Raw genomic sequence first — 26759 nt, 5'->3', positions numbered from 1 at the left:
TCACATAAGCGATCGTTTATACCAGATTTTTACTTTATAGAGACGGTGAAGGTGCCTCGGGTTTGTATTTATACAAAATAAAGGAATTTGCATCGGATTAATGGAAGTCGTGCGATTCGACGCGCAACCCGCCAAGTAGGTCGCTGCGGTCGGCAAGATGCTTCGCCACGAGGTGCCGGACCTTACCTTCGACCTGCCAAAGGCCTATACGGCCAGCAGCGATGCGCCGAGAGCTTCGCGGCGGTACTTTTCCAGCAGCGCGGGCTAGAGAATGACGTTCGTTTGACCGGATTCGTCCTCAATCGTGATGAATAGCACGCCCCTTCGTAGTCCGTGGTCGCTGCCTGACTATCACGATGCCGCACGAGATGCTCCTCGAACCGCATTGGCACGCTAAGCAAGATTTCCAGCTCAGTTGCCCCCCGATATGTCGCCTTTTATTCAAAGGCAACATATTGAGACTGCGGACATCCTTTCCAAGAGTCAACAGCAACACACACACCGTCGCCGACCCTACCCCCTCCCCGTATCGGCAATCGTCAATCAAACTGTACCGGTACTGTACCGCCAACCGTCGCTAAACTGACCTCCATCCCAGTCTCGAACCGAATGGAGAATCCGCGATGGAATTCCTCACCCTGAGCGCGCTGCCAGCCGGCATGCTGTTCGCGCTCGTCACGTCGATCACGCCCGGCCCGAACAACACGATGCTGCTCGCATCCGGCGTCAATTTCGGTTTCCGCCGCACGATGCCGCACCTGTTCGGCATCAGCATCGGCGTCGCGATCCTGATGCTCTGCGTCGGCTTCGGCCTCGGCGAAGCGTTCAAGCGCATGCCGCTGCTGTACACGATCCTCGAAGCCGCAAGCGTCGCGTACCTGCTCTACCTCGCGTGGCGCATCGGCACGTCGGGCGAAGTGAAGGCGAACGGCGGCAAGCCGCGGCCGATGACGTTCATCGAAGCCGCCGCGTTCCAGTGGGTCAACCCGAAAGCCTGGATGATGGTGCTGACCGCCGCGACGACAGTCCGCCTGTCCGCCGACTACGGCATGAACGCCGCGTGGATGGCCGTCGTGTTCATCCTGATCGGCTTTCCGTGCATCTGCCTGTGGGCCGCGTTCGGCCTCGGCCTGCGCCGCTTCCTGTCGAACCAACGCGCATTGCGCATCTTCAACGTGACGATGGCCGTGCTGCTGATCCTGTCGCTGTATCCGCTCATCGCGCACCTGCTGCCGCAGTGAGCGCTCACAGCGCACCCGTTGAGATTCATGTGATGCAGGCGTACCCTTTCAGTACGGGCGCGCGCAGCCGCTTCGCGGTCGCGCCGCTGCTGCCGGGAGAAAGCCGATGAAACCCATGCTGAGGACGGGCGAGCACATCGAGGGGATGCACTGGATCGCCGAGTATCGCCCGCTCACGCACGACATCCGCGTGCTGCGCGAGAACATCGAAGTCGGCACTTACTGCGCGCCGCCCACGCTGTTCGGCGAAGAGGAAGAGATGGGCGCCGCGAACCTCGCCGATCATCGCGGCCGGGAGGCCGCGCTGCGCGCGTATCTGCGCAACTTCGTCAAGGAACACGACGCGGAGGAATAGCGGCGCGAAAGGCGCCGTTCGCAAAGGGCCGGCGCATCGCGCCGGCCCGCGCTTCGCTCAATGTCCGAGCGATTCGATCTTGCCTGCCGGCTGCGCGACGCCATGCGGCCGCGCCATCTGCTTGATCAGCAGCGCGATGCACGCGAGCACGCCCGCGACGGCAATCGTCGCGAACACACCCGCGAACGTGAAGTGCCGGCGCGTCAGTTCGGCGACGAGGAACGACCCGGCAATCCCGCCGAAGCGGCCGACGCCGAGCATCCACGCGACACCGGTGCCGCGCCCCTCGGTCGGATAGAACGCGGCGGCAAGCGCCGGCATCGACGATTGCGCGGTGTTCATCAGCACGCCGGCCACGAACACGACCAGCACGAGCAGCCCGACGTTGCCGGCCGCCTGCCCGATCGCATACACGCTCACCGCCGTCAGCGCATAGCACACGGCGATCACGCGGTTCGCGTTGAAGCGGTCCATCAGCACGCCGCACAGCACGGCGCCCACGCCGCCGAGCGGGAACAGCGCCGAGATCAGCGTCGCGCTCTTCGGCGTCAGGCCGGCATCCTTCAGCAGGATCGGCATCCAGTTGATCGACGCGTAGAAGATCACGAGGCCCATGAAGTACGCGATCCACAGCATCACGGAGCCGACGATGTACGAGCGCGACAGCACGACGCCGAGCCCCTTGCCGCCCGTCTGCGGCGCGGCCTCGGTCATCGCGAACGAGCCGGCATTCAGCGCGTCTCGCGAGATGCGCGCGAGCGTTGCGCGGATCTTGTCGACGGCCTGGCCGCTCGCGACCATGAAACGCACCGATTCAGGCATCTTCAGCAGCAACAGCACGCCGAGCAGCAGCGGCGTCACGCCGCCGAGCATCAGCACGCTGCGCCAGCCGAAATGCGGAATCATCCATGCGGCCAGGAAACCGCCGAACGCGGCACCGAGCGGGAAGCCGCAGAACATCAGGTTGATCACGGTCGCGCGGCGCTTGTCCGGACAGAATTCGCCCATCATCGTGACCGCGTTCGGCATCGCCGCGCCGAGCCCGAGGCCGGTGATGAAGCGCAGGATCGTCAGGTGTCCGATGGTCGTCGAGAACGCGGACACGAAGCACGCGACACCGAACAGGAATACCGAGCCGAGCAGCAGCGAGCGGCGCCCGAGCCGGTCGGACAGCGGGCCCGACACGAGCGCGCCGCACGCGAGGCCGAACAGCGCGGCGCTCAGCACGGGCGCGAGATCGGGCTTGGTCAGGTTCCATTCGCCGAGCAGCGACGGCGCGATGAAGCCGATCGCGGCCGTATCGAAGCCGTCGAGCAGCACGATCACGAAGCACATGAGGAACACGAGCCATTGAAAGCCGCCGAACGGCTGCTCGTTGATGAAGGTCTGGACGTCGACCACGGTTGCGCGATTCATCGCGAGTCTCCTGAATATATGTATATGAGCAATACGGCATGGTTGCCGCGCCCTTCCTTTGTTCGCCCACCGGCCATCCGGTGTGCCGCGCGCCGATACTCTGCCGGCGCGTTCATCGCTCCCGTCGTCGACGGCCCGCTTGCGACGGCGGGCCACGCGATCGGTTGCGGTCGCCCTCAGCCGACCGCTCCTGACCGGCCGTCTTACGCGGCCGCGTCCTGTTCCTTGAAGATCTTGTCCGCGAGATGGAACGCGGAATTCGCGGCCGGCACGCCGCAATAGATCGCGGTCTGCAGCAGCACTTCCTTGATCTCGTCGCGCGTCACGCCGTTGTTGCGCGCGGCGCGCAGATGCAGCGCCAGTTCCTCGCCGCGGTTCAGCGCCACCATCATCGCGATGGTCAGCAGGCTGCGCGTATGGCGCGGCAGGCCTTCGCGCGTCCAGATCTCGCCCCACGCATAGCGCGTGATCAGGTTCTGGAATTCGTCGGTCACCTCGGTGCGGTTCTCGAGCGAACGGTCGACGTGTGCATCGCCGAGCACCGCGCGGCGCACCTTCATCCCTGCTTCGTAACGTTCCTGGTCGTCCATCGTCGGTGCCTCACGCAGTCAGGAAATCGAGCAGCGCGCGGTTGAAGCCGCCGGTGCACTCGATGTTCGAAATGTGCGCGGCGTCGAATTCGACGTGAAGCGCACCGGGAATCGCGGCAGCCAGCGCGCGGCCCTGGTCGGGCGGCGTCGACATGTCCTTCGCGCCGGTCACGACGAGCACCGGCAGCGTAATGCCTTTCACCTCTTCGCGCAGGTCGGCCGCGTTCAGCGCGTCGCAGTTCGCCGCGTAGCCGTCCTTGTCGGTATGCACGAAGGTGTCGCGGATCGCGTCGAACAGGCGCGGCTCGCGCTCGACGAACGCATCGGTGAACCAGCGCGGCAGCACGGCGTCGGCGAGCGCGGCCATCCCTTCGGCGCGTGCCTTCTGCGCGCGCGGCACCCACACTTCCGGCGAGCCGATCTTCGCGGCGGTGTTCGACAGCACCGCGCGAACGATGCGCGACGGGTAGCGCGCGGCCAGCGCGGCGCCCGTCAGCCCGCCCATCGAGATCCCGCAGAAATGCGCGCGCGCGATGCCGACGTGATCGAGCAGGCCGATCACGTCGCCCGCAAGCTGGTCGATCGTGTACGAACCGGCCGGCGCATCGGAATGGCCGTGGCCGCGCGTGTCGTAGCGCAGGATGTTGAAGTGCTGCGTGAGCGGACGGATCTGCGGCGCCCACATCTGCAGGTCGGCGCCGAGCGAGTTCGAGAAGACGAGCCACGGCGCGTCGTCGCGCGCGGCACGGTCGATCCGGTAATGCAGTTTCACGCCGTTGACAGTGGCGAAAGGCATCAATGTTCTCCTGGTTGGGTCGTGCCCGCATGCAGCGCGAGCACGGCATCGACATAGGCCTGCGCCTCGCCGACGTAATGTGCGGGATCGAGCAGCCGCGCGAGCGCGTCGCGCGACAGGTGGGCCGATACGGTTGCATCGGCGGCGAGCACGTCGAACAGCGTCGCGCCCGTGCGCACGGCTTCCTTCGACGCATGCTCGACGACGTGGTGCGCATCGAGCCGGCCGATCCGGTCGCCGAGCGCGAGCATCACGGCTTCGCCGAGGATCAGCCCGTGCGTCAGGTCGAGGTTCGCGGCAAGGCGTTCGGTGTTGACGTCGAGGCCCGCGACGATCTGCGCGATCTGCGCGAGCGCGCCGCCCGTCAGGCGCGCGAGGTCGGGCAACGCATCCCATTCGGCCTGCCAGCCGCCGAGCGCGCGCTCGTGCTCCTGGACCATCCCCGCGAACACGGTCGCGACGAGGTTCGGCGCGCGTACGGCGGCGGTCAGCACGGCCGCGCAGCCGACCGGGTTGCGCTTGTGCGGCATCGTCGACGAGCCGCCCTTGCCGGCGGCGGCCGGCTCGCCGAGTTCGCCGACTTCGGTCTGCATCTGCAGCGACACGTCGCGCGCGATCTTGCCGAGCGTACCGGTCAGCATCCCGCAGCATGATGCGGCTTCCGCGATGCGGTCGCGCTGCGTATGCCACGGCACGGCCGGCACGGCGAGCTTCAGGTCGGCCGCGAGCGCGGCCGTGACGCCACGCGCGTGCTCGCGCAGGCTCGCGAGCGTGCCGGCCGCGCCGCCGAACTGCAGCACCAGCACGCGCTCGCGCAATTCGGCGAAGCGCGCGCGATGGCGCAGCAGCGCATCGAGCCATTGGGCGAATTTCAGGCCGAGCGTGATCGGCAGCGCCTGCTGCAGCCAGGTGCGGCCGATCATCGGCGTCGCGCGATGCGTGCGCGCGAGCGCCGCGAGCGATGCGCACGCCTGGTCGAGCATCGGCTCGAGCACGTCGAGCGTGTCGCGCAGCTGCAGCACGGTGGCGGTATCGATGATGTCCTGGCTCGTCGCGCCCCAGTGCACGAACTTCGCGGCCTCGGGGTCGTCGGCCTTCACTTGCGCGGTGAGCTGCTTGACGAGCGGAATCGCGAGATTGCCGCCGAGCGCCGCGCCGTGCGCGAGCGCGTCGGCGTCGAGCCGGCCGGCATCGCATGCGCGTTCGATCGGCGCGACCGCGGCGGCGGGAATCACCTGCTGCGCGGCGAGCGCGCGCGCGAGCGCGGCCTCGACGTCGAGCATCCGCTGGATCGTCGCGCGCGGCGACCAGATCCGGTTGAGCGGCTCGGTGCCGCAGATGAGGGAGGTCAGGCGGGCGCTGTCTTCGAGCATGGCATCAGATTGGGGAAACGGCGTGCGCCTATTGTCCACCCAAGCGCGCCGGCGTGCGCTCGATCGCGCGCGCCGGCACGCCTGCGGTTCAGGCAGCGGCCTTTTGCGTCGCGTCGATCAGCGGCACGCCGGTCAGCTTCTGCAGTTCGTCGAACGACAGGTCGGTGAAGATCTCGCTCACCGCGAGGCCGTCGGCCGTCACGTCGAGCACGGCGAGATCCGTGTAGATACGGCTCACGCATTGCACGCCGGTGACCGGATACGAGCACTGCGCGACGATCTTGCTTTCGCCCTGCTTCGTCAGGTGCTCCATCATCACGAACACCTGCTTCGCGCCGATCGCGAGGTCCATCGCGCCGCCGACGGCGGGAATCGCATCGGGCGCGCCCGTATGCCAGTTCGCGAGATCGCCGTTCGCGGACACCTGGAACGCGCCGAGCACGCAGTAGTCGAGGTGGCCGCCGCGCATCATCGCGAACGAATCGGCATGGTGGAAATACGCGCCGCCGGTGAGCAGCGTCACGTGCTGCTTGCCGGCGTTGATCAGTTCGTCGTCTTCTGCGCCGGGCGCGGGCGCGGGGCCCATGCCGAGCAGGCCGTTCTCGCTGTGCAGGAAGATTTCCTTGCTCGGGTCGAGGTGGTTCGCCACCAGCGTCGGCACGCCGATACCGAGGTTCACGTACGCGCCTTCGGGGATGTCCTGCGCGACGCGCTTGGCCATTTCATCGCGGGTCAGTCGTTTCATCTGGATATCTCCCTCAAGCGGCTTGCGATGCAGCGTGTTCGGCGGCCAGCTCGGCCGCATGGGCGGCCTGCGGCACCTCGACGATGCGCTGGACGAAAATGCCCGGCGTCACAATGTGTTCCGGGTTCAGCGCGCCGAGCGGCACGACTTCCGACACCTGCACGATCGCGACCTTCGCGGCGCTGGCCATGATCGGCCCGAAGTTGCGCGCGGTCTTGCGATACACGAGATTGCCCCAGCGATCGCCCTTGTACGCCTTCACGAGCGCGAAATCGGCGTGGATCGGCGTCTCGAACACATACGGCTTGCCGTCGATCACGCGCGTTTCCTTGCCTTCCGCGAGCTTGGTGCCGTAGCCCGTCGGCGTGAAGAAGCCGCCGATGCCGGCGCCCGCCGCGCGGATGCGCTCCGCGAGGTTGCCCTGCGGCACGAGCTCCAGCTCGATCTCGCCCGCGCGGTACAGCGCGTCGAACACCTGCGAGTCGCTCTGGCGCGGGAACGAGCAGATGATCTTGCGCACCTGTTTCGCCTTGAGCAGCGCCGCCAGGCCCGTCTCGCCGTTGCCCGCGTTGTTGTTGACGATCGTCAGGTCGCGCGCGCCCTGTTCGATCAGCGCGTCGATCAGCTCGGACGGCATGCCGGCCGTGCCGAAGCCGCCGATCATGATTGTCGCGCCATCGTGAATGTCGGCAACCGCCGACTGAAGCGATTCGAAAATCTTGTTGACCATGTCTCTTCCTGATACGGACCCGCGGCACGATGCGCGGCCTGTCGAGGGGACACGCGCGTGCCGCGTGCCGCGCCGGGCCGATTTCGATCCCGGCATTTGTTCGCTATTCGAACCTAGATTCGATTAGCGAACGATGGGCCGATCATAGAGTCGTGCACAGCGCGTTGTCAAGGCGGGTTGCCTCGGGGGTCCCTGCATCATCGAACGGCAGCCCGACGTAGTTTTCGGCGAGCGACTGCGCGGCGGCCCGCGAGCGCGTCACGTATTTCAGCTCGGCAAACTTCAGGCGATTGACGAACGGCGAATCCTCCGGCGACGAATGCAGCATGTTCGTCATGAAGTACGAGAAGTGCTCGGCACGCCATACGCGCTCGAGGCAGGTCGCCGTATACGTGTCGAGCGGCGTCGCATCGCCCGTTCGGTAGCGTGCGCCGAGCGCACGGGACAGCGCGCGGACGTCGGCGACCGCGAGGTTCATCCCCTTCGCGCCGGTCGGCGGCACGATGTGCGCGGCGTCGCCGGCAAGGAACAGCCGGCCGTGCTGCATCGTCTCCGACACGAAGCTGCGCATCGGCGTCACGCTCTTCTGCGTGATCCGGCCCTCGGTCGGCGTCCAGCCCGTGTCGTTCGAGAAGCGCGTGTGCAGTTCGTCCCAGATCCGCGCGTCGGACCATTCGGCGAGGTTTTCATCGGGCTTGCATTGCAGGTACAGGCGCGTGACGGTCGGCGAGCGCATCGAGAACAGCGCGAAGCCGTTGTCGTGATGCGCGTACACCAGTTCGTCGAGCGACGGCGCCGCGTCGGCGAGGATGCCGAGCCATGCGAACGGGTAGACGCGCTCGAACGTGTTCAGCCGCTCGGCCGGGATCGTCTGGCGCGCGATGCCGTGGAAGCCGTCGCAGCCGGCGATGTAGTCGCAGTCGATGCGGTCCGCGCGGCCGTCCGCGTGCTTGAACGTGACGAACGGGTGTTCGCCTTCGACGTCGTGCAGCGCGACGTCGCTGACTTCGAAGTGCATTTGGTGGCCATGCTCGACGCCGGCCGCGATCAGGTCGCGCACGACTTCATGCTGGCTGTAGACGGTGATCGCGCGCCCGCCGGTCAGTTCGGACAGGTCGATGCGGTGGCGCTGCCCGGAGAACAGCAGCTCGATGCCGTGATGCTCGAGCCCTTCGCGGCGCATCCGGTCGCCGAGGCCGGCTTCGTTCAGCGTATCGACCGTGCCCTGTTCCAGCACGCCGGCACGGATGCGGTTCTCGCAGTATTCGCGCGAACGCGCTTCGACGAGGATGGAATCGACGCCTTGCAGGCGCAGCAGATGGGAAAGCAGAAGGCCGGACGGACCGGCGCCGATGATCGCGACTTGGGTGCGCATAGTTTGTCTCCTTGTCGACCGGAGTTAGCGCTTCAGCGCTTACTCCGGTCCCATGCAAAGCTGAACATTGGTTCGAGTAATGGAACACATTTGAGCGCTTTCCCGACTATGCGGCAACGCGATTCAGGAGATATGTTGTATACGTTTTGAAGATATTGGCCCGATGATGGATTCGCTCGATCTGAACCTCATTCCCTACCTCGTCGCGCTCGACGACACGCGCAACGTCAGCCGCGCCGGCGACCTGCTCGGCGTGAGCCAGCCGCGCGTGAGCACGGCGCTCGGCCGGCTGCGCGAGTATTTCGGCGATCCGCTGTTCGTGCGCACGTCGCGCGGGATGGAGCCGACGCCGCGCGCGCTCGCGCTGCTGCCGGCCGCACGCGACGCGCTCGCGCAGATCGAGCGCGGCCTCGTCGCGCCGCACGACTTCGATCCGGCCGCGAGCACGCATACGTTCTCGATCGCGCTGTCGGACGTCGGCGAGATCGTGTTCCTGCCGAAACTGCTGCAGGCGTTCGCGACGCGCGCGCCGCACGCGAACCTGCGTTCGGTCTCGCTCGCGCACGACGAAGTCGGACGCGGCCTCGAAGCCGGGTCGATCGATCTCGCGGTCGGCTACTTCCCCGATCTGGACGGCAACAACTTCTTCCAGCAACGGTTGTTCACGCACCGGTTCGTGTGCCTGATGCGCCGCGGCCATCCGCTCGAACAGACGCCGCCGTTCACGGTCGAGCAGTTCCTCGCGTGCGGGCACGCGGTGGTGCGCGCCGAAGGGCGCAGCCAGGAAGTGCTCGAGAAATACCTGGCGAAGCAGCGCATGCAGCGCCGCGCGGTGCTCGAGACGCCGCACTTCATGAGCCTGCCGTTCATCCTGAGCCGCACCGACCTGATCGCGACGGTGCCGCATGCAATCGGCTATGCGTATGCAGCCGAGCATGCGTTCATCGTGCCCGTCGAGCCGCCGCTCGCGCTGCCGCGCTTCGACCTGAAGCAGCACTGGCATCGCAAGTACCACAACGATCCGCGCACCGCGTGGCTGCGCGGCGTCGTCGCGTCGCTGTTCAACGACGAGCAGGACGAATGGCCGAAGTGAGCGCCAGGGCCTGTTCGCGCTGGCACGCACGACCCGCGAAAGCATGAAACAATTGGCGGATATCGGCCGCCGCAGGCGGCCTTCGATGGAGCCACTACATGGGTAAAAAATCCGCACGGCCCGAGCAGGCCGCATCCCGGCCGAGCCGCGAAGAAGCAGAGGCCGCCGTCCGCGTGCTGTTGCGCTGGGCCGGCGACGATCCCGCACGCGAAGGCCTGGTCGACACGCCCGCGCGCGTCGTGCGCGCGTACGAGCAGTTCTTCGCCGGCTATGCGGTGGAGCCGCGCGACATCCTCGCGCGCACGTTCAGCGAAGTCGACGGCTACGACGAGATGATCGTGCTGAAGGACATCCGCTTCGAGAGCTACTGCGAGCACCACATGGTGCCGATCATCGGCCGCGCGCACGTCGCGTATCTGCCGAACCATCGCGTGGTCGGCATCTCGAAGCTCGCGCGCCTCGTCGACGCGTTCGCGAAGCGCCTGCAGATCCAGGAAAAGATGACCGTGCAGATCGCCGATACGCTGTTCGACGTGTTGCAGCCGAAGGGCGTCGGCGTGATCCTCGAAGCCGCGCACCAGTGCATCTCGACGCGCGGCGTGCACAAGCCGGGCGTCGAGATGGTCACGTCGCGCATGCTCGGCTCGTTCCGCACCGATCCGTCGACGCGGCGCGAATTCCTGTCGATCGTCGCCAATCCTTCTTCAGTCAACCTGACGAATACGTAATGGAGTCGACGAAGCAAACGGCGCACGCGCCCGTCGTGCTCGTGACCGGCGCCGCGCGCCGGGCCGGGCGCGCGTTCGCCGAGTATTTCGCCGCGCACGGCTATCGCACCGCGGTTCACTACGATCGTTCGGCCGATGCCGCACGCGCGGCGGCACGCGCGATCGCCGAGCGCGGGCACGATTCGATCGCGCTGCAGGCCGACCTGTCGGATGCCGCGCAGATCACCGCGCTGATCGACCAGGTGTATGCGCGCTTCGGGCGCCTCGACGTGCTCGTCAACAACGCGTCGGTGTTCTGGCAGGACCACTTCCCGAGCTTCGATCTCGCGGCGTTCGACCAGGCATGGGCCGTCAACTGCCGCGCGCCGATCCTGCTCACGCGCGCATTCTACGAACGGGCGCGCGTGGCCGGCACGCAGGGCGTCGTCGTGAATGTGGTCGACCAGAAGATCAAGGAAAACTTTCACCGCGACCATTTCAGCTACACGGTCGCGAAGGCCGCGCTCGGCAACCTCACGCAGATGCTCGCGCTGTCGTGCGCGCCCGTGCTGCGCGTGAACGCGGTGTTCCCGGGGCTGATGCTGCCGAGCGACGACCAGACGCAGGCCGACTTCGAACACGCGAGCCGCGCATCGACGCCGCTCGCGCGCATCGCAGGCCCCGACGACGTCGCGAGCGCGATCCTGCTGCTGACCGGCAACGCCTACAACGGCGTGGATTTCGTGGTGGATGCGGGGCAGAACCTGATCCGCGTCGACCAGGACGTGCTGTACAAGCACCGCTCGCCCGCCGGCAAGCTCTGACGCACGCGCGGCGGCGGTCGGCGGCCGCGCGCCGCGTTACGGCTTCTCGGCGCTGCCGCCTTCGCGGGCCCTGGTCTGCGCAACGCTCGTGCCGGGCGGCACGCTGTGCGTGAGCCACACGTTGCCGCCGATCACCGAGCCGCGCCCGATCGTCACACGGCCGAGAATCGTCGCACCCGCATAGATCACCACGTCGTCCTCGACGATCGGGTGCCGTGCGTTGCCCTTGACCAGCGCACCTTCGCCATCGGCAGGGAAGCTCTTCGCGCCGAGCGTGACGGCCTGGTACAGGCGCACGCGCTCGCCGATGATCGCCGTCTCGCCGATCACGACGCCGGTGCCGTGGTCGATGAAGAAGCTCGGGCCGATCTGCGCGCCGGGGTGGATGTCGATGCCGGTGGCCGAGTGGGCGATTTCATTGATGAAGCGCGCGAGCAGCGGCACGCCGAGCTGGTGCAGCGCGTGCGCGAGCCGGTGGTGCATCATCGCCAGCACGCCCGGATAGCACAGCAGGATCTCGGTAATGTGCTGCGCGGCCGGATCGCCCGCGTACGCGGCCTGGATGTCGCTGACGAGCAGCGCGCGGACCGCCGGCAACTGCCGGCCGAACTCGCGCGCGATCTCGAACGCGCGCTCGTCGAGTTCCGCGAACGGCGTGTCCGCATGCTCGGGCAGGAACGGCAGCGCGCGGCGAATCTGCTCGCACAGCACGCGCAGCGTGCTTTCGAGCGTGTGGCCGACGTAGTAGTCGACGCTTTCGTCGGTGAGATCCGGCGCGCCGTAATGCGTCGGAAACATCGACGCGCGCAGGCCGGTCACAATCTTGCAGATCGCATCGCGGGACGGCAGTTCGCGGATGCCGCGCGGATGGCGCGTGCGATGGAGTTCCTCGCGCGACTCGCGCAAGCCGGCGACGATTTCTTCGAGGCCCCACTGACGGACGGGTGATGTCGACATATGCAAATGCAGGCGGCCGCGCTCGGTCGCACGGCCGCTAATAAAGTGACGGGTTCCGCAAGATTACCGCGTTTTTTGTCCGGGAGCGGCACACCGGGGATCGGCCGAACGGCCGACGATGCCGGAAACGCGATGGCGTCAGATCACGATGCTGCTCGCGTCGATCCAGCGCACGGCCCAGTCGCGCGCATGCGCGATCGCGGCGCCTTCGTCGTTGAACTGGAGCTCGGTCGGGAAAAAACGGTTCGCAACCAACTCCCCGTCGCTCGATCGGGAGATCACGACGTAGGGCTTGAACGAACCGTCACTGGCGCGCGCGGGCGCGCAATTCAACAGATAACCGCGGTGCGTGAAGGCAGTAGTCGCTTGCATGAATCCGCCACCTCTAGTCCCTTGTTTGTTGTTCACTACCCGTCTTTAAGGGTGCTGCGGCGCCCCGGCGCGGGCAGAGGCGGCGAGATCGCATCCCCTGTCGCCGCTTCGCAGGAAAAGAATCATACTCTGTAGAAAACGCGTCTTCTAGCTGAAATAAATCATGACAAATCAGTGCGCGTCGCGCGACCGCGGCGGTCGCCCGCGCGCCTTTTCCCGTCGAACCCGGAACGGGATTTGCTTCGATCCGAAGCGCTTCGCCGCCAGGAGAGCCGTGATGGAATCATCCGGTCAAGCAGGTCATTTGCATCCGCACAGCGTCGAGCTCGACAACGACGACACCCACGACAGCACGGTCGACACCGACGGCAAGAACCGCGAGGCGTGGCTTCTCGCCGGCGGCGGGCCGATCTCGCCCGACCAGGTCACGGGCAGCAACGCGTCGCTCGTCAATGCGATGCCCGAAGCCGGCGACGGCCTCGCCGGTTTCGACAGCCGCACCGGCGGCAACCATCCGGCGTTCGCGCTGCGCGCGGGCTATGTGGTGATCGAGAAAGGCTTCGCCGCGCCGTCGCCCGCGGACGATGCGCAGTTCGGCCCCGTCCATCGGATGTACGGCAGCGCGTACTGGCCCGGCCACGGACGGCGGCCGGAACGCGTGATCGAGCTGACGGCCGTGCCGAGGTAGCCGGCGCGGCGTTTGAATCGATCGTTCGTTTGCAGATCGGCATCGGTCGACGATCGATGCCGGTGGATCGGCGCACGCGACAGGTGCTCAAGCGAACGATTCCGCGCGTCGGCATCGGCGGTTTCATGCATGCCGCGAATCGCGCCGACGCACATCCATTGATCGAAGTCATGTCGAAACGGCGCGGTTGCGATTGAATGACGATGCGCGCGGTTCATCGGCGTGATTTCGCACCGTGTCGGTGCGGCATGCGCGCGCCGCGATGCGTGCGCCGGTGCAACGCGGGATTTCGATGCCTGCGCATTCGTTCCCGGCGACGGTGCGGTCTTCATCCACCATCGCTCGAAACCGCTATCGCGAGCCGCGCGGCGGCCACGCGAACGACGGATGCGATGCAGCCATGCGATATGCGTCGCGCAGTGCGGCATGCATTGCGTGCATGGCCGTGCACCGCGATGCCGGAGGCGCTGCTGTAGCACGGCAGCACAGGCACCGCACTGCAAAGTCCCCGCCGTTGGTTTACCCTGCCTCGCAGCATTGCTCAGACAGATCGGCCATCCGGCCGACTTCGTTTCAACCCGCCACTCGGAGACACTATGTACAAGCGTATTCTGGTTGCCGTCGACGGCAGCAACACGTCCCGCCATGCGTTCGATGCCGCGCTGGCGCTCGCGAAAGCGCACGGCGCCGAGCTGCAACCGTTCTACGTCGTCGAGAACGCCGCGATCTACTACAACGTGCCGGGCTACGATCCGTCCGTGCTGCGCGATCAGCTCGTCGCGCAAGGCAACGAGCTCGCGAAGGATTTCACGAAGCTGATGCAGGCAGCGGGCGTGAAAGGCGATACGAAGCTGGCCGAAGCGACGTCGCTCAACGATGTGTCGCAGCTGATCCTCGAGGGCGCGAAGGCGTTCGGCGCCGATCTGCTCGTGCTCGGCACGCACGGCCGCCGCGGGTTCCGCCGTCTCGTGCTCGGCAGCATCGCCGAACAATGCGTGCGGCACGCGACGCTGCCCGTGCTGCTGATTCCGGCCGCCGCCAACACGGACGATCAAGCCGCATGAACGGCGTTCGGCATCCGCGGCCGGTCGCGACGTTTTGTCACCCGACAGCGACAACTTGCGGTGGGACAATGATTCAGTCGATTCAACGCCGGAGTAAACGATCATGCTGACGCCCGTCGCCACACGTACCGCCGCCACGCCTCATGCCGGCAGCTGGGCTCCTCGCCAGGCCGCGCACTGCTCGTCGTGCGCGATGCGGCACCTGTGCATGCCGCAGGGCCTGGCGCCCGAAGCGCTCAGCCGCCTCGAGTCGGTCATCTGCGCGGCGCGCCCCGTCAAGCGCGGCGAAGCGCTGTTCCGCGAAGGCGACGCATTCGACAACCTGTACGCGGTACGCTCGGGTTCGCTGAAAACCGTCGCCACGCGCCACGACGGCCGCGAACAGGTCACGGGCCTGCATCTCGCGGGCGAAGCGCTCGGCCTCGACGGCATCTGCGACGACACGCATCCGCGCACCGCGGTCGCGCTCGAAGACAGCTCCGTCTGCGTGATTCCGTACAGCGCGCTGAAGGCACTGTGCTCGGAAGCCGGCTCGATGCAGTTGCGCATGCACAAGCTGATGAGCGAACAGATCGTGCGCGAAACGTCGCAGACGATGCTGCTCGGTTCGCTGAATGCCGAAGAACGTGTCGCCGCGTTCCTGCTCGACGTATCGTCGCGCTACCTGAAGCGCGGTTACTCGCCGTCGGAATTCAACCTGCGGATGACGCGCGAAGACATCGGCAGCTATCTCGGCATGACGCTCGAAACGGTCAGCCGCACGCTGTCCAAATTCCAGAAGCGCGGCCTGATCGAAATGCAGGGCCGCCACGTACAGATCATCGACTTCGACGGCCTGCATCACGTCTGATCCCGCACGGTGCACGCATCTCGCGCGCCGCCCGCGTGACGTTACCGATCAATCGAGAAACAGCGCGGCGCGCGCCTTCAGCGCCGCGCTGAAATCGTCGAGCCAGCCGATCGACAGACGCCAGCTCTGCCAGTAAAGATCGATGTCGACGGTGCGCCCGCGCGACATGTCGACCAGTTCGCCCGCCGCCAGCTGGCGGTCGACCATCCGGTCCGGGCACATCCCCCATCCCAATCCCGTTTCGCATGCGCGCAGATAGCCCGCGACGTGCGGTATCCAGTGCTGCGGCGGATCGAGATCCGCGCGCGTCACGCGCCGGATGAAACGCGCCTGCAGCCCGTCCTTCGGATTGAACATCACGCACGGCGCGCGACGCAGCGCATCGCGCGTGATGCCCGCGCCGAAATAGCGTTCGTAAAACGCCGGCGAGCACACCGCGCGATAGCGGATCCGCCCGAGCCGCTCCGACCGGCATCCCTGGATCGGCTCGGCCTGCGCGGTCACGGCGCCCTGCACGCTGCCGTCGCGGATGCGCGCGGCCGTGTAGTCCTGGTCGTCGATCACGAGGTCGAGCAACGTTTCGCGCTCCGTGCAGAACGGCCCCACCGCGTCGATGAACCACGTCGCGACGCTGTCGTCGTTGACGGCCACGCGCAACATCGGCCATGCGCTCGCAATCTGGCCCGGCAGCGCCGGCATCCGGCCGCCCAGTTCGGCCTCGAGCAGTTGCACGCGCTCGGTATGCCGGCACAGCAGCGCGCCCGACGTCGTCGCAACGCACGGCTGCCCGCGCTTGACCAGCACGCTGCCGACACGCTCCTCCAGCAGCTTCACGCGCTGCGACACCGCCGACGGCGTGACGTTCAGCTCCTTGGCCGCGCGCTCGAACGAGCCGTACCGGATCACGGCCGCGAGGGCATCGAGCAGGGCGTAGTCGAGCATTAGATTTCCTTAATCCGCATTAGGTGAATTAGCTTCTCTTATTTTCATGCTGACCGCAGACTAGCGCTACCCGATTCATCCGTCTACTGCTTCCACTGCGTCTACCGCTGTCACCACCATGAACTGGCTCGCTTTTTCCCACGGCGCCGCACTGTGCGCGTCGCTCATCGTCACCATCGGCGCGCAGAACGCGTTCGTACTCCGCCAAGGCATCATGCGCTCGCATGTAGGCAAGATCGTGCTGCTGTGTGCGCTATCCGACATGATCCTGATCGGCGCCGGCGTCGGCGGCGCATCGGTGCTGGTCGAGCGGTATCCGACTTTCGTCCATGCGGTGCTGTACGTCGGCCTCGCGTATCTCGCATGGTTCGGCATCAACGCGCTGCGCCGCGCGTTCAAGCCGGGCCACGCAACGCTCGACGTGCGCGGCGACGCGGTCGCGCCGCCGCCGCAGAGCGGGCTCGCGATCGTGCTGATGACGCTCGCGTTCACGTGGCTCAACCCGCACGTATATCTCGACACTTTCCTGCTGATCGGCACGGCCGGCGCGCGCGAGCCGGAAGGCGCGCGGCTCGCGTTCGCGATCGGCGCGATGGCGGTCAGCGTCGTGTGGTTTCTCGGGCTCGGCTACGGTGCGCGATTGCTGGCGCCGTGGTTCCGCAAGGCCGTTGCGTGGCGCGTGCTGGATGGCGCGATCGGCAGCATGGTGCTGTTTCTCGCGGCGGTGCAGTTGCGCTGACCGACTCGCCGTCGCACGGGCGGCTGCTTGCCGCCCGTCTGCCGATCCGCTCCGGCGCAACGTCGGGGCATCCGTCCCTCCCGCCCCCGCCCGCTTCCGCCGACACGGCATCTCGCTTCCCGCAGCGCATCGCCGCCGCGAAATTCAGCTCCGGATCCAACGCAGCCGTACGGACCGCCAACGTGACGGACGATGCGTCCGTCATCTGTCCCAAGCCGTCCATCATCGCGGCGACACGCCGCCTGCACGAATCCGATCGATCGGAGAGAATGGCCGGTGTCCTGCGACAACGGCGGAACCGCACCGCGCACCCCGCCGTCTCGTCGCGCTCGACCTGGCCAATCGCTCAGTTCAATCCCGTCACCCCACCGATATCGGAGCAGAACATGGCACTACGCACTCTCGGCACGTCGAACATCCAGGTTTCGCCGCTCGCGTTCGGCGGCAACGTCTTCGGCTGGACCGTCGACGAAAACGCGTCGTTTTCGCTGCTCGACGCGCTCGCCGACATCGGCATCAACTTCATCGACACGGCCGACGTCTATTCGGCCTGGGCGCCCGGCAACAGCGGCGGCGAATCGGAAACGATCATCGGCAAGTGGCTCAAGCGTTCCGGCAAGCGCGAGCAGGTCGTGATCGCGACCAAGGTCGGCCTGCTTTCGACACGCGCGGGCCTGACGAAAGACAACATCCTGAAGGCCGCCGACGATTCGCTGCGCCGCCTGCAGACCGACTACATCGACCTGTATTTCTCGCACCGCGACCTCGCCGATACGGCCCCGCTCGAGGAAACGCTCGGCGCATACCAGACGCTGATCGACGCGGGCAAGGTGCGCATCATCGGTGCATCGAACTACAGCGGCGCGCGCCTGCGCGAAGCCGCCGACATCAGCAAGCGCGACGGCCTGCCCGCGTACCAGGTCATCCAGCCCGAGTACAACCTGATCGACCGCGCCGACTACGAACGCGATCTCGAGCCGGTCGTGCGCGACCTGAAGCTCGGCGTCGTCAACTATTACGCGCTCGCGAGCGGTTTCCTGTCGGGCAAGTACCGCAGCGAGGCCGACCTGAAGAAGAGCGTGCGCGGCGATCGCGTCGCCGGCTATCTCGACGAACGCGGCCTGCGCATTCTCGCCGCGCTCGACGCCGTGTCGGCGAAGCACGGCACGCAGCCGGCCGCAATCGCGCTCGCGTGGCAGATCGCGCGGCCGACGATCACCGCGCCGATCGCGAGCGCGACGTCGCTCGCGCAGCTCGCATTGCTCGGCGAAGCGATCCGCATCCGGCTCGATCAGGACGACATCCGCCAGATCGACGAGGCCAGCGCAACCTGACGTCGTGGGCGGCAGGCCGGTCGATCGAATCGCGCGGTCTTGCGGTTCCGCGATCGGCCTGCGTCATCTGCGCTCCGCTAAACGGCGCCGCGCGGCGCCGCATCGCGCAGCGCCATCGGCGACGCGCCGTAGCGCTCGCGAATCGCGCGGCTGAAATGCGCCTGGCTCGAGAACCCCCAGCGAAACGCGATCTCGCCGACGCTCGTCTTGCGCAGCCGCGCATCCGTCAGCTCGCGATGCGCGTGCGCCAGCCGTTCCGACCAGATGTGCTGCGTGATCGACTCGCCTTCGGCCGCAAAGAGCCGGCCGAGATGACGCAGCGACAGCCCGACCGCGTCGGCAACCGCCTGCGGCCCGAGCTCCGGCTCGCCGAGATGCGTCGCGATGTACTGCTTCGCGGTCAGCAGGTACGACAGCGAAGCACGCGATGCGCCCGCACCGTTCACTTCCGTGTCGATCAGTTCCGCGACCAGCGTGCGCGTGCGCTCGGCAAAGCGCGCGGCATCGCACTCGACCGGATCCTTCATGAAGCGCTCGACGCTCGCCCTCAGCGTCGCGCCGAGCATCGCACCCGCGCCCGGCTTCGGCGCGATCCGCAGCGGCAGCGCCGCCAGTTCCGCATCGAGCCGGTCGTCGAACGTCGCGATCGGGACATCGATCAGCAGCTGCCGCATCGGCGTCAGGAATCCGAACAGATAAGGCACGCGCGTGTCGTAGACGACGACGTCGCCGGCTTCCGCGAGCAGGCACCGGTCACGCTGGATGAAATACGCGCGCCCGCTCAGGATCTGGCACGCGAACAGCGATTCCTTCGGCAGTTGGCGCACCAACGCAGGGCTGCGCTCGATCACGTGATCCTGGCCGCTGATGTCGGCGATGCCGAGGCCCGGCAGCGCGATGTCGGTCTTCTCGACTTCGAGCCCGGCCGGCGACAGCGACGAGCAGCGCAGGCCGACCAGCGTCGCCGCGTTGAACGCATCCCAGTACGCCATCCTGTCGCGCGCCGGCACGTCGGCCGTCGAGCCTCGCGTGCGTGAAAAAACGGTCGAATTCGTCACGTCGCCTCCTGCTGGCGCCCGTCGTACGGAGCGGCATGCATTGCGGAATTGGGGGATGGATCGTTTAAACGTCGTGCGGTGCGATGTCCGGCCCGATCAAGCAATTCGTCCAGCCCAGTCAAGAGCGGCGCGCACCGGCTGGCTAAAGTCGAGCCCACGACATCCATACACAAGGAGACGAACCGTGGTCGACAAAGCCGTAGCCGAATTCTGGCAAAACATCCCGCCGATTGCCAATCCGTTCAAGCCCGATGCGCTGCCGGAAGCCTACATCGCGAACGCGGCCACCGACGACGAGCGCTATTACGTTCCGTTCACCGAAACGGTTTCGTCGCGGCCGCTGTGGATCTCGCCGTCGCAGAACAAATGGTGCGACATCCTGATGGCAAAGGAAGCAGGGCTCGTGAACCGGCACTATCACCCGCACGAGGTATTCGCGTACACGTTGTCCGGCAAATGGGGCTATCTGGAGCACGAATGGACCGCGACGAAGGGCGATTTCGTGTACGAGACGCCAGGCGAAGGCCACACGCTCGTCGCGTTCGATCACCCCGAGCCGATGCGCGCGTTCTTCATCGTCAAGGGGCCGCTGATCTGGCTCGACGAAGAAGGCAACCCCGACGGCTATTTCGACGTGCATTCGTACATCGCGATGTGCAAGGCGCATTACGAGAAGGTCGGCCTCGGCACGCAAGCGATCGAGAAGCTGTTCCGCTGACGCGCGACGGGGCCCGCCATGACATCCCACCCTTCCCCCAAACTCGCATGGACGTACGAGAACAGGCTGCTGCTGATCCTGTTCATGACGTTCGGCTTCGTGTTCTTCGACCGCCTCGCGCTGTCGTTCCTGTTCCCGTTCATGTCGGCCGAACTGCACCTGACGAATGCGCAGCTCGGCATGGTGTCGTCCGCGCTCGCGCTCACGTGGGCGCTGTCCGGCGCCGCGACCGGTGCGTGGTCCGACGCGCGCGGCACGCGCAAGCCGCTGCTGATCGCGGCCGTGCTCGGCTTTTCCGTGTGCTCGGCGCTGTCGGGGTTCGTCGGCGGCTTCGCGAGCCTGATCGCATTCCGTGCGCTGATGGGCATCGCCGAAGGCCCCGTGCTGCCGCTGTCGCAGTCGCTGATGGTCGAGAGTTCGACGCCGAGCCGCCGCGGGCTGAACATGGGCCTGCTGCAAGGCTCGGCCGCCGGCCTGCTCGGCGCGATGATCGGCCCGCCGGTCGTGATCGGCATCGCAACCGCGTACGGCTGGCGCGAGGCGTTCTACGTATCGTGCATTCCGGGCTTCCTGATCGCCTTCTGCATCTGGCGCTGGGTTCGCGAAGCGCCGCCCGGCGGCGCACGGCATGCGCAGGCCGACACCGTCGGCGCGGCAGCGGCGGGCGGCGCGGCCGTCAGCCGCTGGGCACTGCTGAAGGAACGCAACATCCTGCTCTGCGTGCTGATCAGCTGCTTCTTCCTCACGTGGTTCGTCGTGATCATCTCGTTCGCGCCGGTCTTCCTCGTCGACAGCCGCCATCTTTCGCCGTCCGACATGGGCGTCGTGATGACCTGCCTCGGCGCCGCATGGGTGTTCTGGGGCTTCGCGGTGCCGGCGATCTCCGACCGGATCGGCCGCAGGCCGACGATGATCGTGTTCGCGCTGGTCGCCGCCGCGTGCCCGGTCGCGATGATTCACGCGAATTCGCTGTGGGTGCTCTGTGCGCTCGTGCTCGCGACCTACACGGGCCTCGGCTGCTTCACGCTGTTCATGGCGACGATCCCGGCCGAAACGGTGCCGCCGCGCGCGATCGCCAGCGCGCTCGGGCTGATCATGGGCGCCGGCGAGCTGATCGGCGGCTTCGTCGCACCGACCGTCGCCGGCTTCGCGGCCGACCGCTACGGCCTGCAGTTCGCGATGTGGACGTCGGCAACCGGCGCGATTCTCGCGTGCGTGCTGTCGTTCGGCCTCGTCGAAACCGCGCCCGCCGTGCTGCGCAAGCGCGCGCCCGCCGGCGCCGCCGCGAACCGTCTCGATACGCAGAACCTCGGAGGACGCTGACATGCGTGCACTTCAATGGCATGGCCCGCGCGACGTCCGTCTCGTGGAAATCGACACGCCGCGCGTCGGGCCGGGCGAGGTGCGCATCGCGGTCGCGTATTGCGGCATCTGCGGCAGCGACCTGCACGAATACGCGGACGGCCCGCACGCGATTCCGGTCGACACGCCGCACCCGCTGTCGCGGCGCACCGCGCCGCTGACGCTCGGCCACGAGTTCTGCGGCACCGTCGTCGAAGTCGGCGAGGGCGTGACGACACTGAACCCGGGCGACTGCGTCGCCGTCGAGCCCGAATATCGCTGCCACCAATGCGCGTACTGCCGCACGGGGTCGTACAACCTGTGCGTGTCGATGGGCTTCGCGGGCCTGATGGGCGACGGAGGGATGGCCGATTTCGCGGTCGTGCCGGCCTATATGCTGCATCGGCTGCCCGACGGCGTCAGTCTCGAACAGGCCGCCGTGATCGAACCCGCCGCCGTCGCGCTGCATGCGTTGCGCCGCGCCGAACTCCGGCTCGGCGGCACCTGCGCGGTATTCGGGCTCGGGCCGATCGGCCTGCTGCTGATCCAGCTCGCGAAGCTGCAGGGCGCGACGACCATCGTCGCGGTCGACGTGTCGCCCGAGCGCCTCGCGGCCGCCGCGCGTCTCGGTGCGACGCACACGTTCAACGCGCGCTCGCTCGACGCGTCCGTGCTGCGCGACGCGATCCGCGAGGCATCGGGCGGGCTCGGCGTCGATGCGAGCTTCGAGGCGGCCGGGTTGCCCGCCACGTTCGAAGCGGCGATGCACGCGCTGCGCAAGGGCGGCCGCGTCGTAATGGTCGGCCTGATGCCGCATGCGGGCTTCGATGCGTTCCGCGCGGTCAACGACGAACTGACCTTCACGGCGAGCGTCGGCTACCGGCATGCATACGAAGACCTGCTGCGCATCGTCGCGTCGGGCGCGCTCGACCTCACATCGATCGTCACGCGCACCGTGTCGCTCGAAGATGCCGTCGCCGACGGCTTCGACGCGCTGCTCGCCGATCGCACGCAGATCAAGATCCTGGTTTCCCCCGCGCAGCGGTGCGCCCGCCGCGCACACACCGTCGGGAGCATCGAGCATGAGTCGTCCGTTGGCGTTTGAAGGCAAGACCGTCGTCGTGACGGGCGGCACATCGGGCATCGGCGCGCGCACCGCATGGCGGTTCGCGGAAGCCGGCGCATCGGTCGTCGCGCTCGGGCTCGACGCCGCCGGCCCGCATGCGCCCGCGCACGCGGGCATCGAGTACATCGAACTGAACGTGACCGACAGCGATGCGCTGACGCGCACGATCGCCGAGCTGCCGCGACTCGACGTGCTCGTCAACGGCGTCGGCATCAGCCGGCACGCGGACGAATACCGGATGGACCAGTTCGAGCTCGTGCTGAACGTGAACCTGACGTCGGTGATGCGTGCATCCGACGCCGCGCTGCCGGCGCTGTCGGCGCACGGCGGCAGCATCGTCAACATCGCGTCGATGTACACGTACTTCGGCAGCAAGGACCGGCCCGCGTACAGCGCGAGCAAGGGCGGCATCGCGCAGCTCACGCGCTCGCTCGCGCAGGCGTGGGCCGAGCGCGGCATCCGCGTGAACGCGGTTGCGCCCGGCTGGATCGACACGCCGCTCAGCAGCGGGCTGATGGCCGACACGCAGGCGTCGCGGCAGATCCTCGAGCGCACACCGCTCGGGCGCTGGGGTACGGCCGACGAAGTCGCGGAAGTGATCCTGTTCCTGTGCTCGCCCGGCGCGTCGTTCGTGACCGGCGCGGTCGTGCCGGTGGACGGCGGGTATTCGACGGTATAGCGCCCGGCGCCCGGCGTGTCGGCGGGCAGGCAGTCGCTCCCGATGCGCCGTGCGCAGACCATTCCCCTTCGGTTGCACCTGAATCGGAATCATCCCGGTTCAGGATTATTCATATCAATCAGTAGTCCAATCGAAAATATCCGACTCGATCGGAAACATGTGAGGAGCATCTGGAGATGACGAAAAAGACCCTTCTGGCACTCGCGGCCTGTGCGATTCCGGCCGCGTCGTTCGCACAGAGCAGCGTGACGATGTTCGGTCTGATGGATGCCGGCATCAGCTATGTCAGCAACGAAGGCGGCCACGGAAACGCGAAATTCGACGACAACATCTTCTTTCCGAACCTGCTCGGTTTCAAAGGCAAGGAGGATCTCGGAGCGGGCACGCGCGCGATCTTCCGGCTCGTCAACCAGTATTCGCTCGGCAATGGGTCAATCATCGGCGGCGGGTTGTTCGCGCGGCAGGCCTACGTCGGGCTCGAAAACGATCGCTACGGCAAGCTCACGCTCGGCAACCAGTACGAGTTCATGGTCGATGCGCTGGCCGCCAGCGGCAACGAGATCGCGCAGGATCTCGTCGGCCTGTACGGTTTTCGCAACGGGCCGTTCGACCAGCTCGCGCTGCCGAACAACCCGACCGGCGCGTTCGACTGGGATCGCGTCGCAGGCAGCAATCGCGTCGCGAATTCCGTCAAATACACGAGCCCGTCGCTGTCGGGTCTGATCTTCGGCGCGCTGTACGGCTTCGGCAACGTCGCGGGGTCGATCGGCGCGAACAACACGGTCAGCGTCGGCGCGAGCTACGACAACGGCCCGTTCGGCGCGGGCGCGGCCTATACGAACCAGAAATACGGCGCGGCGGCCGGGATGACGCCGACCAGCGTGCGCAACTGGGGCGCGGGCGTGCACTACACGCTCGGCACGGTCACGGGGAAGGCGCTCTTCACAACCGTACGCAACGCGCAGAACGGCGCGGGCGTCTGGTCGGTGGAAGCGGGCGCGGCGTGGCATCCGTCGCCTGCGTGGGTAGTCGGCGCGTCGTACACGTACATGAAGGGCAACGACACGCTCGACAACGCGCATGCGCATCAGATCCTGGCGGCCGTTCAGTACTGGCTGTCGAAGCGCACGATGGTGTACGTGGCGGGCGTGCATCAGCGCGCAAGCCGCGGCAGCAACGCGCAGATCAACGGCGTGATGGATGCGAACGGCGCGTCGAGCGGCGCGCTGCAGTCGATCGCGCGGATTGGGTTCAGTACGCGGTTCTGAGAGGTTCATGGCCCGTACCCTGCGAAGCCGGCCGACTCGTGCTCCACCACCCACGTGTTCCCCCGGGCGGCGGCGATTGCCTGAACGTCGTCGTCCCCTGGGTCTCGCTTTCGGAAGCGCATGGCGACCGGCTTGGCTCCATGCGTGCGCACGCTCTCACGACGTCAGTTGGTCGCCGATTCTTCCGAGAATTTCTTGAACACGTCCCGCACCAACGCATTGATTCTGCCCATCGTGACCGACGGGGTCCTGCCCGCGAGCGCCACGATCCCTAAACGAGCCGAACCGGCCAGCGGCGGATTGAGCGGTATCTGATGCAGCCGGTTCGCCCGGACCGCTTCGTCGAAAACCGGAAGGCTGCCGAGAATGACGACTTCGCTCACCGCGGCCGCCGCTTCCAGTTCGCCGAAATCGTCGCTCTGGAGCTTGATGCGGTCTGCAATCGAAAATCCGAGATGCTGATGAAGGTCGTCGAGCGCATATCTCGACAGGTGCGTGCTGCCGATCGGATATTTCAGCAGCGCCTCCGGCGATACGCACGCCATGCCGCCAAGGGGATGCGTACGGCCGCAAAAGAACGCGGCCCGCCATCGCGGTAGCGGCATGATCTCGATTTCCGGCTGCTCCGTGAGTGACGCGATATCGCCGACGAACATGTCGATGCGCTCCGCCATCAACATGCCGAGCAGATCCGCGGTATTGCCTCGCTTGAGCACCACTCGTACGTTCGGCGCATTGACGGCCCCGAACGTCAGAATGGGTTGTCTGAGCAAAGCGGCCGGCGTCGCGCCCAAGCCAATGCAGATTTCGCCGAACTCCCCGCGCTCGAGCAGCGCGAGATCGCGCACGAGTTCCCGCATCTCGAAATCGATCCGACGTGCGCGATCGACGAATACCTTGCCGTACGGTGTCAGCGCGATGCCTTGTGCGCTACGGTCGAACAACGGAAATCCGAACTCCGATTCGATCGACTGGATGCTGCGGGACAACGCGGATTGACTCAGATGCACTTCCGCGCAGGCGCGACTGAAGGTCTGATATCGAGCGAGTGCAATGACATGTTGCAGTTTGCGAAGATTCATTGGAAACCCAGGACAGGAAACCCGGCATTCGAGGACAGCGGCCGCGCCCACGTGCGGCAAGTATAGTCGCCCCCTGCCCCTGTCCGATGCGAACGCGCAGACCTGACGCTCGGCAAACGGCGCCCACGTCAGAACTTGTGGTGAATGCCGACGCTCGCGCCGACCTGACTCTTGCCGGGCTGGCCCACGTTCGAATAGCTGTTGACACCGAATGCGCTGTCGCCGGAATTCAACATCGTGCCGACATGGGCATACAGAAACGTCGCCTTCGACAGCAGATACTCGGCCCCGCCGACGAACAGCGTCGGGTGTTCCGGTGCGCGCTGGAAGTCGTAACGGCCGCCCAGCACGTACCATTGAATCGTCGGCGTCGCGAATCCTTTCGCACTGCCCCAGTAAGCCGTACCGCGCGGCGTCAACTGCAGGTCGCCCAGCACGCGCGTGACGCCCGCGGAAAGCGTCACGCCGCCGACCGTACAGCGGAGCGCCGCGCTGTAGCGCTCATCGCTCCGCCCGGACGAATCGATGCCGCCGGTGCTCGTCCCCCGGCTCTGTTCGTACAGCACGCGCGCGGCAAACGTTCCGTGAACATATTCGAGCGCCGTGCCAACGTAACGGCCGGCCAGCATGTTGCCGGGCAGCTGTTGACCGAAGCCGTACTCGGCCTCGACATTGAGGCCATGAAATGACTCCGACTGAAACTTCACCGCATTGTTAAGCCGCAGCGTCCCGAGCGGGATCAGATTCAGCGACAGCGTGGAATCGTTGGCGAAATACGTCGGGTCGTAGAGAACCGCCTTGTCGAACTGCACACTGTATTGGCGCCCGAACGTCAGCCGGCCATAGGGCGATCGAATCCCGACGCTCGACAGCCGGTTGAACAGCGTGCCCGGCGTCACGAGCGTCCCCTTGCCGAGGTCAAAGCCGTTCTCGATCTGGAAGACCGCGCCGTAGCCGCCGCCGAGGTCCTCGTCGCCCTTGAACCCGAACCGTGAAGGCAAAAATGCGCTGCCCAGCATGCCGAACGATGACTTACCCTCCCTTCCGGCATTGGTCAGGCTCTGCATGCCGATATCCAGAATGCCGTACATGACCACCGAACCCTGCGCGCGAACGTGACTCCCGCACGTTGCGCACACAAGCGTCAGCAAAGCCGCCGCCGATCTCCTCATCGATTTTTTCCGATTCATCTCGTTCCATCGCTTGATTTTGATTTCGTCCTGATCCGGGCAAGCTGACCTTCGGCACGGCCCATGCGCAATGCGTTTTTATTCGTATAACGAATTATCTGAAAGT

The 26759-nt window shown here is 66.5% G+C and carries 29 protein-coding genes; 16 read left to right on the top strand and 13 right to left on the bottom strand.

Annotation, left to right across the window (positions count from 1 at the left end):
• Positions 1-623: 623 nt before the first annotated feature.
• Both ACM6JT_RS20245 and ACM6JT_RS20240 read left to right on the top strand, forming a co-directional pair.
• On the top strand, positions 624-1241 hold the full coding sequence (locus tag ACM6JT_RS20245; RefSeq protein WP_105391332.1) for a LysE family translocator: 618 nt from the start codon (positions 624-626) through the stop codon (positions 1239-1241).
• Positions 1242-1347: 106 nt separating this feature from the next.
• Complete coding sequence (locus ACM6JT_RS20240; RefSeq protein WP_034181454.1) at positions 1348-1596, top strand: hypothetical protein; 249 nt, start codon at positions 1348-1350, stop codon at positions 1594-1596.
• A 57-nt stretch (positions 1597-1653) separates the two neighbouring features.
• On the opposite strand, the gene ACM6JT_RS20235 is transcribed toward ACM6JT_RS20240, so the two are convergent.
• The 7 genes from ACM6JT_RS20235 to pobA form a co-directional block, all read right to left on the bottom strand.
• The gene (locus tag ACM6JT_RS20235) at positions 1654-3012 is read right to left on the bottom strand and encodes an MFS transporter (RefSeq protein ID WP_034181455.1); all 1359 of its coding nucleotides are present in this window, start codon (positions 3010-3012) and stop codon (positions 1654-1656) included.
• 203 nt (positions 3013-3215) lie between these two features.
• Positions 3216-3602, bottom strand: a complete 387-nt coding sequence (pcaC, locus tag ACM6JT_RS20230; protein WP_217590356.1) for a 4-carboxymuconolactone decarboxylase — start codon at positions 3600-3602, stop codon at positions 3216-3218.
• A 10-nt stretch (positions 3603-3612) separates the two neighbouring features.
• On the bottom strand, positions 3613-4398 hold the full coding sequence (gene pcaD, locus ACM6JT_RS20225; RefSeq protein ID WP_034181457.1) for a 3-oxoadipate enol-lactonase: 786 nt from the start codon (positions 4396-4398) through the stop codon (positions 3613-3615).
• A complete protein-coding gene (locus ACM6JT_RS20220; protein WP_414857129.1) occupies positions 4398-5771 on the bottom strand; it encodes a 3-carboxy-cis,cis-muconate cycloisomerase in 1374 nt (457 codons plus the stop codon). The genes pcaD and ACM6JT_RS20220 overlap by 1 nt, the downstream gene beginning before the upstream one ends.
• A gap of 88 nt (positions 5772-5859) precedes the next feature.
• Entirely contained in the window at positions 5860-6516 is a 657-nt protein-coding gene (locus ACM6JT_RS20215) for a CoA transferase subunit B (protein ID WP_047903702.1), read from the bottom strand.
• A 13-nt stretch (positions 6517-6529) separates the two neighbouring features.
• Positions 6530-7246: a 3-oxoacid CoA-transferase subunit A gene (locus ACM6JT_RS20210; protein ID WP_034181459.1), complete on the bottom strand. Its 717-nt coding sequence runs from the start codon at positions 7244-7246 to the stop codon at positions 6530-6532.
• Between the two features lie 142 nt (positions 7247-7388).
• Positions 7389-8621: a 4-hydroxybenzoate 3-monooxygenase gene (gene pobA / locus ACM6JT_RS20205; RefSeq protein WP_105391330.1), complete on the bottom strand. Its 1233-nt coding sequence runs from the start codon at positions 8619-8621 to the stop codon at positions 7389-7391.
• 166 nt (positions 8622-8787) lie between these two features.
• On the opposite strand from pobA, the gene ACM6JT_RS20200 reads away from it, so the two are divergent.
• The 3 genes from ACM6JT_RS20200 (at position 8788) to ACM6JT_RS20190 (ending at position 11245) form a co-directional block, all read left to right on the top strand.
• Entirely contained in the window at positions 8788-9714 is a 927-nt protein-coding gene (locus ACM6JT_RS20200) for a LysR family transcriptional regulator (RefSeq protein ID WP_034181461.1), read from the top strand.
• Positions 9715-9812: 98 nt separating this feature from the next.
• Positions 9813-10442 carry a GTP cyclohydrolase I FolE gene (gene folE, locus ACM6JT_RS20195; protein WP_034181462.1) on the top strand — a complete coding sequence of 210 codons (630 nt, stop codon included), beginning with the start codon at positions 9813-9815 and terminating at the stop codon, positions 10440-10442.
• Positions 10442-11245 carry an SDR family oxidoreductase gene (locus tag ACM6JT_RS20190; protein ID WP_414857128.1) on the top strand — a complete coding sequence of 268 codons (804 nt, stop codon included), beginning with the start codon at positions 10442-10444 and terminating at the stop codon, positions 11243-11245. The genes folE and ACM6JT_RS20190 overlap by 1 nt, the downstream gene beginning before the upstream one ends.
• Before the next feature lie 36 nt (positions 11246-11281).
• Here the strand turns inward: ACM6JT_RS20190 and epsC are convergent, their stop codons facing one another.
• Positions 11282-12202: a serine O-acetyltransferase EpsC gene (gene epsC / locus ACM6JT_RS20185; RefSeq protein ID WP_034181464.1), complete on the bottom strand. Its 921-nt coding sequence runs from the start codon at positions 12200-12202 to the stop codon at positions 11282-11284.
• Positions 12203-12340: 138 nt separating this feature from the next.
• Complete coding sequence (locus tag ACM6JT_RS20180) at positions 12341-12574, bottom strand: hypothetical protein (protein WP_034181465.1); 234 nt, start codon at positions 12572-12574, stop codon at positions 12341-12343.
• A 277-nt stretch (positions 12575-12851) separates the two neighbouring features.
• Between ACM6JT_RS20180 and ACM6JT_RS20175 the strand changes: the two genes are divergently transcribed.
• The 4 genes from ACM6JT_RS20175 (at position 12852) to fnr (ending at position 15176) form a co-directional block, all read left to right on the top strand.
• Positions 12852-13262, top strand: coding sequence for a DUF3005 domain-containing protein (locus tag ACM6JT_RS20175; protein WP_034181466.1), 411 nt, complete (start codon positions 12852-12854; stop codon positions 13260-13262).
• 29 nt (positions 13263-13291) lie between these two features.
• A complete protein-coding gene (locus ACM6JT_RS20170) occupies positions 13292-13459 on the top strand; it encodes a hypothetical protein (RefSeq protein WP_175749692.1) in 168 nt (55 codons plus the stop codon).
• A 399-nt stretch (positions 13460-13858) separates the two neighbouring features.
• Positions 13859-14326 (top strand): universal stress protein, encoded by a 468-nt coding sequence (locus ACM6JT_RS20165; protein WP_414857127.1) that lies wholly within the window; start codon positions 13859-13861, stop codon positions 14324-14326.
• A 103-nt stretch (positions 14327-14429) separates the two neighbouring features.
• A complete protein-coding gene (gene fnr / locus ACM6JT_RS20160) occupies positions 14430-15176 on the top strand; it encodes a fumarate/nitrate reduction transcriptional regulator Fnr (protein ID WP_034181468.1) in 747 nt (248 codons plus the stop codon).
• 48 nt (positions 15177-15224) lie between these two features.
• On the opposite strand, the gene ACM6JT_RS20155 is transcribed toward fnr, so the two are convergent.
• Positions 15225-16118, bottom strand: coding sequence for a LysR family transcriptional regulator ArgP (locus ACM6JT_RS20155; RefSeq protein WP_105391326.1), 894 nt, complete (start codon positions 16116-16118; stop codon positions 15225-15227).
• Positions 16119-16236: 118 nt separating this feature from the next.
• On the opposite strand from ACM6JT_RS20155, the gene ACM6JT_RS20150 reads away from it, so the two are divergent.
• Positions 16237-16857 (top strand): LysE/ArgO family amino acid transporter, encoded by a 621-nt coding sequence (locus ACM6JT_RS20150; RefSeq protein WP_034181470.1) that lies wholly within the window; start codon positions 16237-16239, stop codon positions 16855-16857.
• 386 nt (positions 16858-17243) lie between these two features.
• Positions 17244-18191, top strand: a complete 948-nt coding sequence (locus ACM6JT_RS20145; RefSeq protein WP_034181471.1) for an aldo/keto reductase — start codon at positions 17244-17246, stop codon at positions 18189-18191.
• A 77-nt stretch (positions 18192-18268) separates the two neighbouring features.
• On the opposite strand, the gene ACM6JT_RS20140 is transcribed toward ACM6JT_RS20145, so the two are convergent.
• Positions 18269-19249, bottom strand: coding sequence for a helix-turn-helix domain-containing protein (locus ACM6JT_RS20140; protein ID WP_034181472.1), 981 nt, complete (start codon positions 19247-19249; stop codon positions 18269-18271).
• Between the two features lie 184 nt (positions 19250-19433).
• Between ACM6JT_RS20140 and ACM6JT_RS20135 the strand changes: the two genes are divergently transcribed.
• The 5 genes from ACM6JT_RS20135 to ACM6JT_RS20115 all read left to right on the top strand — a co-directional run bounded on the left by ACM6JT_RS20135 (position 19434) and on the right by ACM6JT_RS20115 (position 24381).
• Positions 19434-19967: a 2,4'-dihydroxyacetophenone dioxygenase family protein gene (locus ACM6JT_RS20135; RefSeq protein WP_414857126.1), complete on the top strand. Its 534-nt coding sequence runs from the start codon at positions 19434-19436 to the stop codon at positions 19965-19967.
• A gap of 18 nt (positions 19968-19985) precedes the next feature.
• The gene (locus ACM6JT_RS20130) at positions 19986-21290 is read left to right on the top strand and encodes an MFS transporter (protein WP_414857125.1); all 1305 of its coding nucleotides are present in this window, start codon (positions 19986-19988) and stop codon (positions 21288-21290) included.
• Between the two features lies 1 nt (position 21291).
• Positions 21292-22413, top strand: coding sequence for a 2,3-butanediol dehydrogenase (locus tag ACM6JT_RS20125; protein ID WP_414857124.1), 1122 nt, complete (start codon positions 21292-21294; stop codon positions 22411-22413).
• Positions 22391-23113 (top strand): SDR family NAD(P)-dependent oxidoreductase, encoded by a 723-nt coding sequence (locus ACM6JT_RS20120; RefSeq protein ID WP_414857123.1) that lies wholly within the window; start codon positions 22391-22393, stop codon positions 23111-23113. Before ACM6JT_RS20125 ends, ACM6JT_RS20120 begins: the two co-directional genes overlap by 23 nt.
• Before the next feature lie 176 nt (positions 23114-23289).
• A complete protein-coding gene (locus tag ACM6JT_RS20115) occupies positions 23290-24381 on the top strand; it encodes a porin (RefSeq protein WP_034181477.1) in 1092 nt (363 codons plus the stop codon).
• Positions 24382-24545: 164 nt separating this feature from the next.
• Here ACM6JT_RS20115 and ACM6JT_RS20110 read toward each other — a convergent pair whose 3' ends face one another.
• On the bottom strand, positions 24546-25463 hold the full coding sequence (locus ACM6JT_RS20110) for a LysR family transcriptional regulator (protein ID WP_414857122.1): 918 nt from the start codon (positions 25461-25463) through the stop codon (positions 24546-24548).
• 128 nt (positions 25464-25591) lie between these two features.
• Entirely contained in the window at positions 25592-26635 is a 1044-nt protein-coding gene (locus ACM6JT_RS20105; RefSeq protein WP_279512481.1) for a porin, read from the bottom strand.
• Positions 26636-26759: the final 124 nt, after the last annotated feature.

It is taken from the genome of Burkholderia sp. IT-111MI5, from assembly GCF_949752865.1.
GTDB classification, from domain to species: Bacteria; Pseudomonadota; Gammaproteobacteria; order Burkholderiales; family Burkholderiaceae; genus Burkholderia; species Burkholderia pyrrocinia_C.
The sequence above is the reverse complement of the archived record's forward strand: the minus strand, read 5'-3'. Positions and strand labels throughout refer to the sequence as shown.

What these genes read in the sequence shown, in the direction of transcription:
- ACM6JT_RS20245 (WP_105391332.1), top strand. Translation starts at nt 624, where the DNA reads ATGGAATTCCTCACCCTGAGCGCGCTGCCAGCCGGCATGCTGTTCGCG.
- ACM6JT_RS20240 (WP_034181454.1), top strand. Translation starts at nt 1,348, where the DNA reads ATGAAACCCATGCTGAGGACGGGCGAGCACATCGAGGGGATGCACTGG.
- ACM6JT_RS20235 (WP_034181455.1), bottom strand. Translation starts at nt 3,012, where the DNA reads ATGAATCGCGCAACCGTGGTCGACGTCCAGACCTTCATCAACGAGCAG.
- pcaC (WP_217590356.1), bottom strand. Translation starts at nt 3,602, where the DNA reads ATGGACGACCAGGAACGTTACGAAGCAGGGATGAAGGTGCGCCGCGCG.
- pcaD (WP_034181457.1), bottom strand. Translation starts at nt 4,398, where the DNA reads ATGCCTTTCGCCACTGTCAACGGCGTGAAACTGCATTACCGGATCGAC.
- ACM6JT_RS20220 (WP_414857129.1), bottom strand. Translation starts at nt 5,771, where the DNA reads ATGCTCGAAGACAGCGCCCGCCTGACCTCCCTCATCTGCGGCACCGAG.
- ACM6JT_RS20215 (WP_047903702.1), bottom strand. Translation starts at nt 6,516, where the DNA reads ATGAAACGACTGACCCGCGATGAAATGGCCAAGCGCGTCGCGCAGGAC.
- ACM6JT_RS20210 (WP_034181459.1), bottom strand. Translation starts at nt 7,246, where the DNA reads ATGGTCAACAAGATTTTCGAATCGCTTCAGTCGGCGGTTGCCGACATT.
- pobA (WP_105391330.1), bottom strand. Translation starts at nt 8,621, where the DNA reads ATGCGCACCCAAGTCGCGATCATCGGCGCCGGTCCGTCCGGCCTTCTG.
- ACM6JT_RS20200 (WP_034181461.1), top strand. Translation starts at nt 8,788, where the DNA reads ATGGATTCGCTCGATCTGAACCTCATTCCCTACCTCGTCGCGCTCGAC.
- folE (WP_034181462.1), top strand. Translation starts at nt 9,813, where the DNA reads ATGGGTAAAAAATCCGCACGGCCCGAGCAGGCCGCATCCCGGCCGAGC.
- ACM6JT_RS20190 (WP_414857128.1), top strand. Translation starts at nt 10,442, where the DNA reads ATGGAGTCGACGAAGCAAACGGCGCACGCGCCCGTCGTGCTCGTGACC.
- epsC (WP_034181464.1), bottom strand. Translation starts at nt 12,202, where the DNA reads ATGTCGACATCACCCGTCCGTCAGTGGGGCCTCGAAGAAATCGTCGCC.
- ACM6JT_RS20180 (WP_034181465.1), bottom strand. Translation starts at nt 12,574, where the DNA reads ATGCAAGCGACTACTGCCTTCACGCACCGCGGTTATCTGTTGAATTGC.
- ACM6JT_RS20175 (WP_034181466.1), top strand. Translation starts at nt 12,852, where the DNA reads ATGGAATCATCCGGTCAAGCAGGTCATTTGCATCCGCACAGCGTCGAG.
- ACM6JT_RS20165 (WP_414857127.1), top strand. Translation starts at nt 13,859, where the DNA reads ATGTACAAGCGTATTCTGGTTGCCGTCGACGGCAGCAACACGTCCCGC.
- fnr (WP_034181468.1), top strand. Translation starts at nt 14,430, where the DNA reads ATGCTGACGCCCGTCGCCACACGTACCGCCGCCACGCCTCATGCCGGC.
- ACM6JT_RS20155 (WP_105391326.1), bottom strand. Translation starts at nt 16,118, where the DNA reads ATGCTCGACTACGCCCTGCTCGATGCCCTCGCGGCCGTGATCCGGTAC.
- ACM6JT_RS20150 (WP_034181470.1), top strand. Translation starts at nt 16,237, where the DNA reads ATGAACTGGCTCGCTTTTTCCCACGGCGCCGCACTGTGCGCGTCGCTC.
- ACM6JT_RS20145 (WP_034181471.1), top strand. Translation starts at nt 17,244, where the DNA reads ATGGCACTACGCACTCTCGGCACGTCGAACATCCAGGTTTCGCCGCTC.
- ACM6JT_RS20130 (WP_414857125.1), top strand. Translation starts at nt 19,986, where the DNA reads ATGACATCCCACCCTTCCCCCAAACTCGCATGGACGTACGAGAACAGG.
- ACM6JT_RS20125 (WP_414857124.1), top strand. Translation starts at nt 21,292, where the DNA reads ATGCGTGCACTTCAATGGCATGGCCCGCGCGACGTCCGTCTCGTGGAA.
- ACM6JT_RS20120 (WP_414857123.1), top strand. Translation starts at nt 22,391, where the DNA reads ATGAGTCGTCCGTTGGCGTTTGAAGGCAAGACCGTCGTCGTGACGGGC.
- ACM6JT_RS20115 (WP_034181477.1), top strand. Translation starts at nt 23,290, where the DNA reads ATGACGAAAAAGACCCTTCTGGCACTCGCGGCCTGTGCGATTCCGGCC.
- ACM6JT_RS20110 (WP_414857122.1), bottom strand. Translation starts at nt 25,463, where the DNA reads ATGAATCTTCGCAAACTGCAACATGTCATTGCACTCGCTCGATATCAG.
- ACM6JT_RS20105 (WP_279512481.1), bottom strand. Translation starts at nt 26,635, where the DNA reads ATGAGGAGATCGGCGGCGGCTTTGCTGACGCTTGTGTGCGCAACGTGC.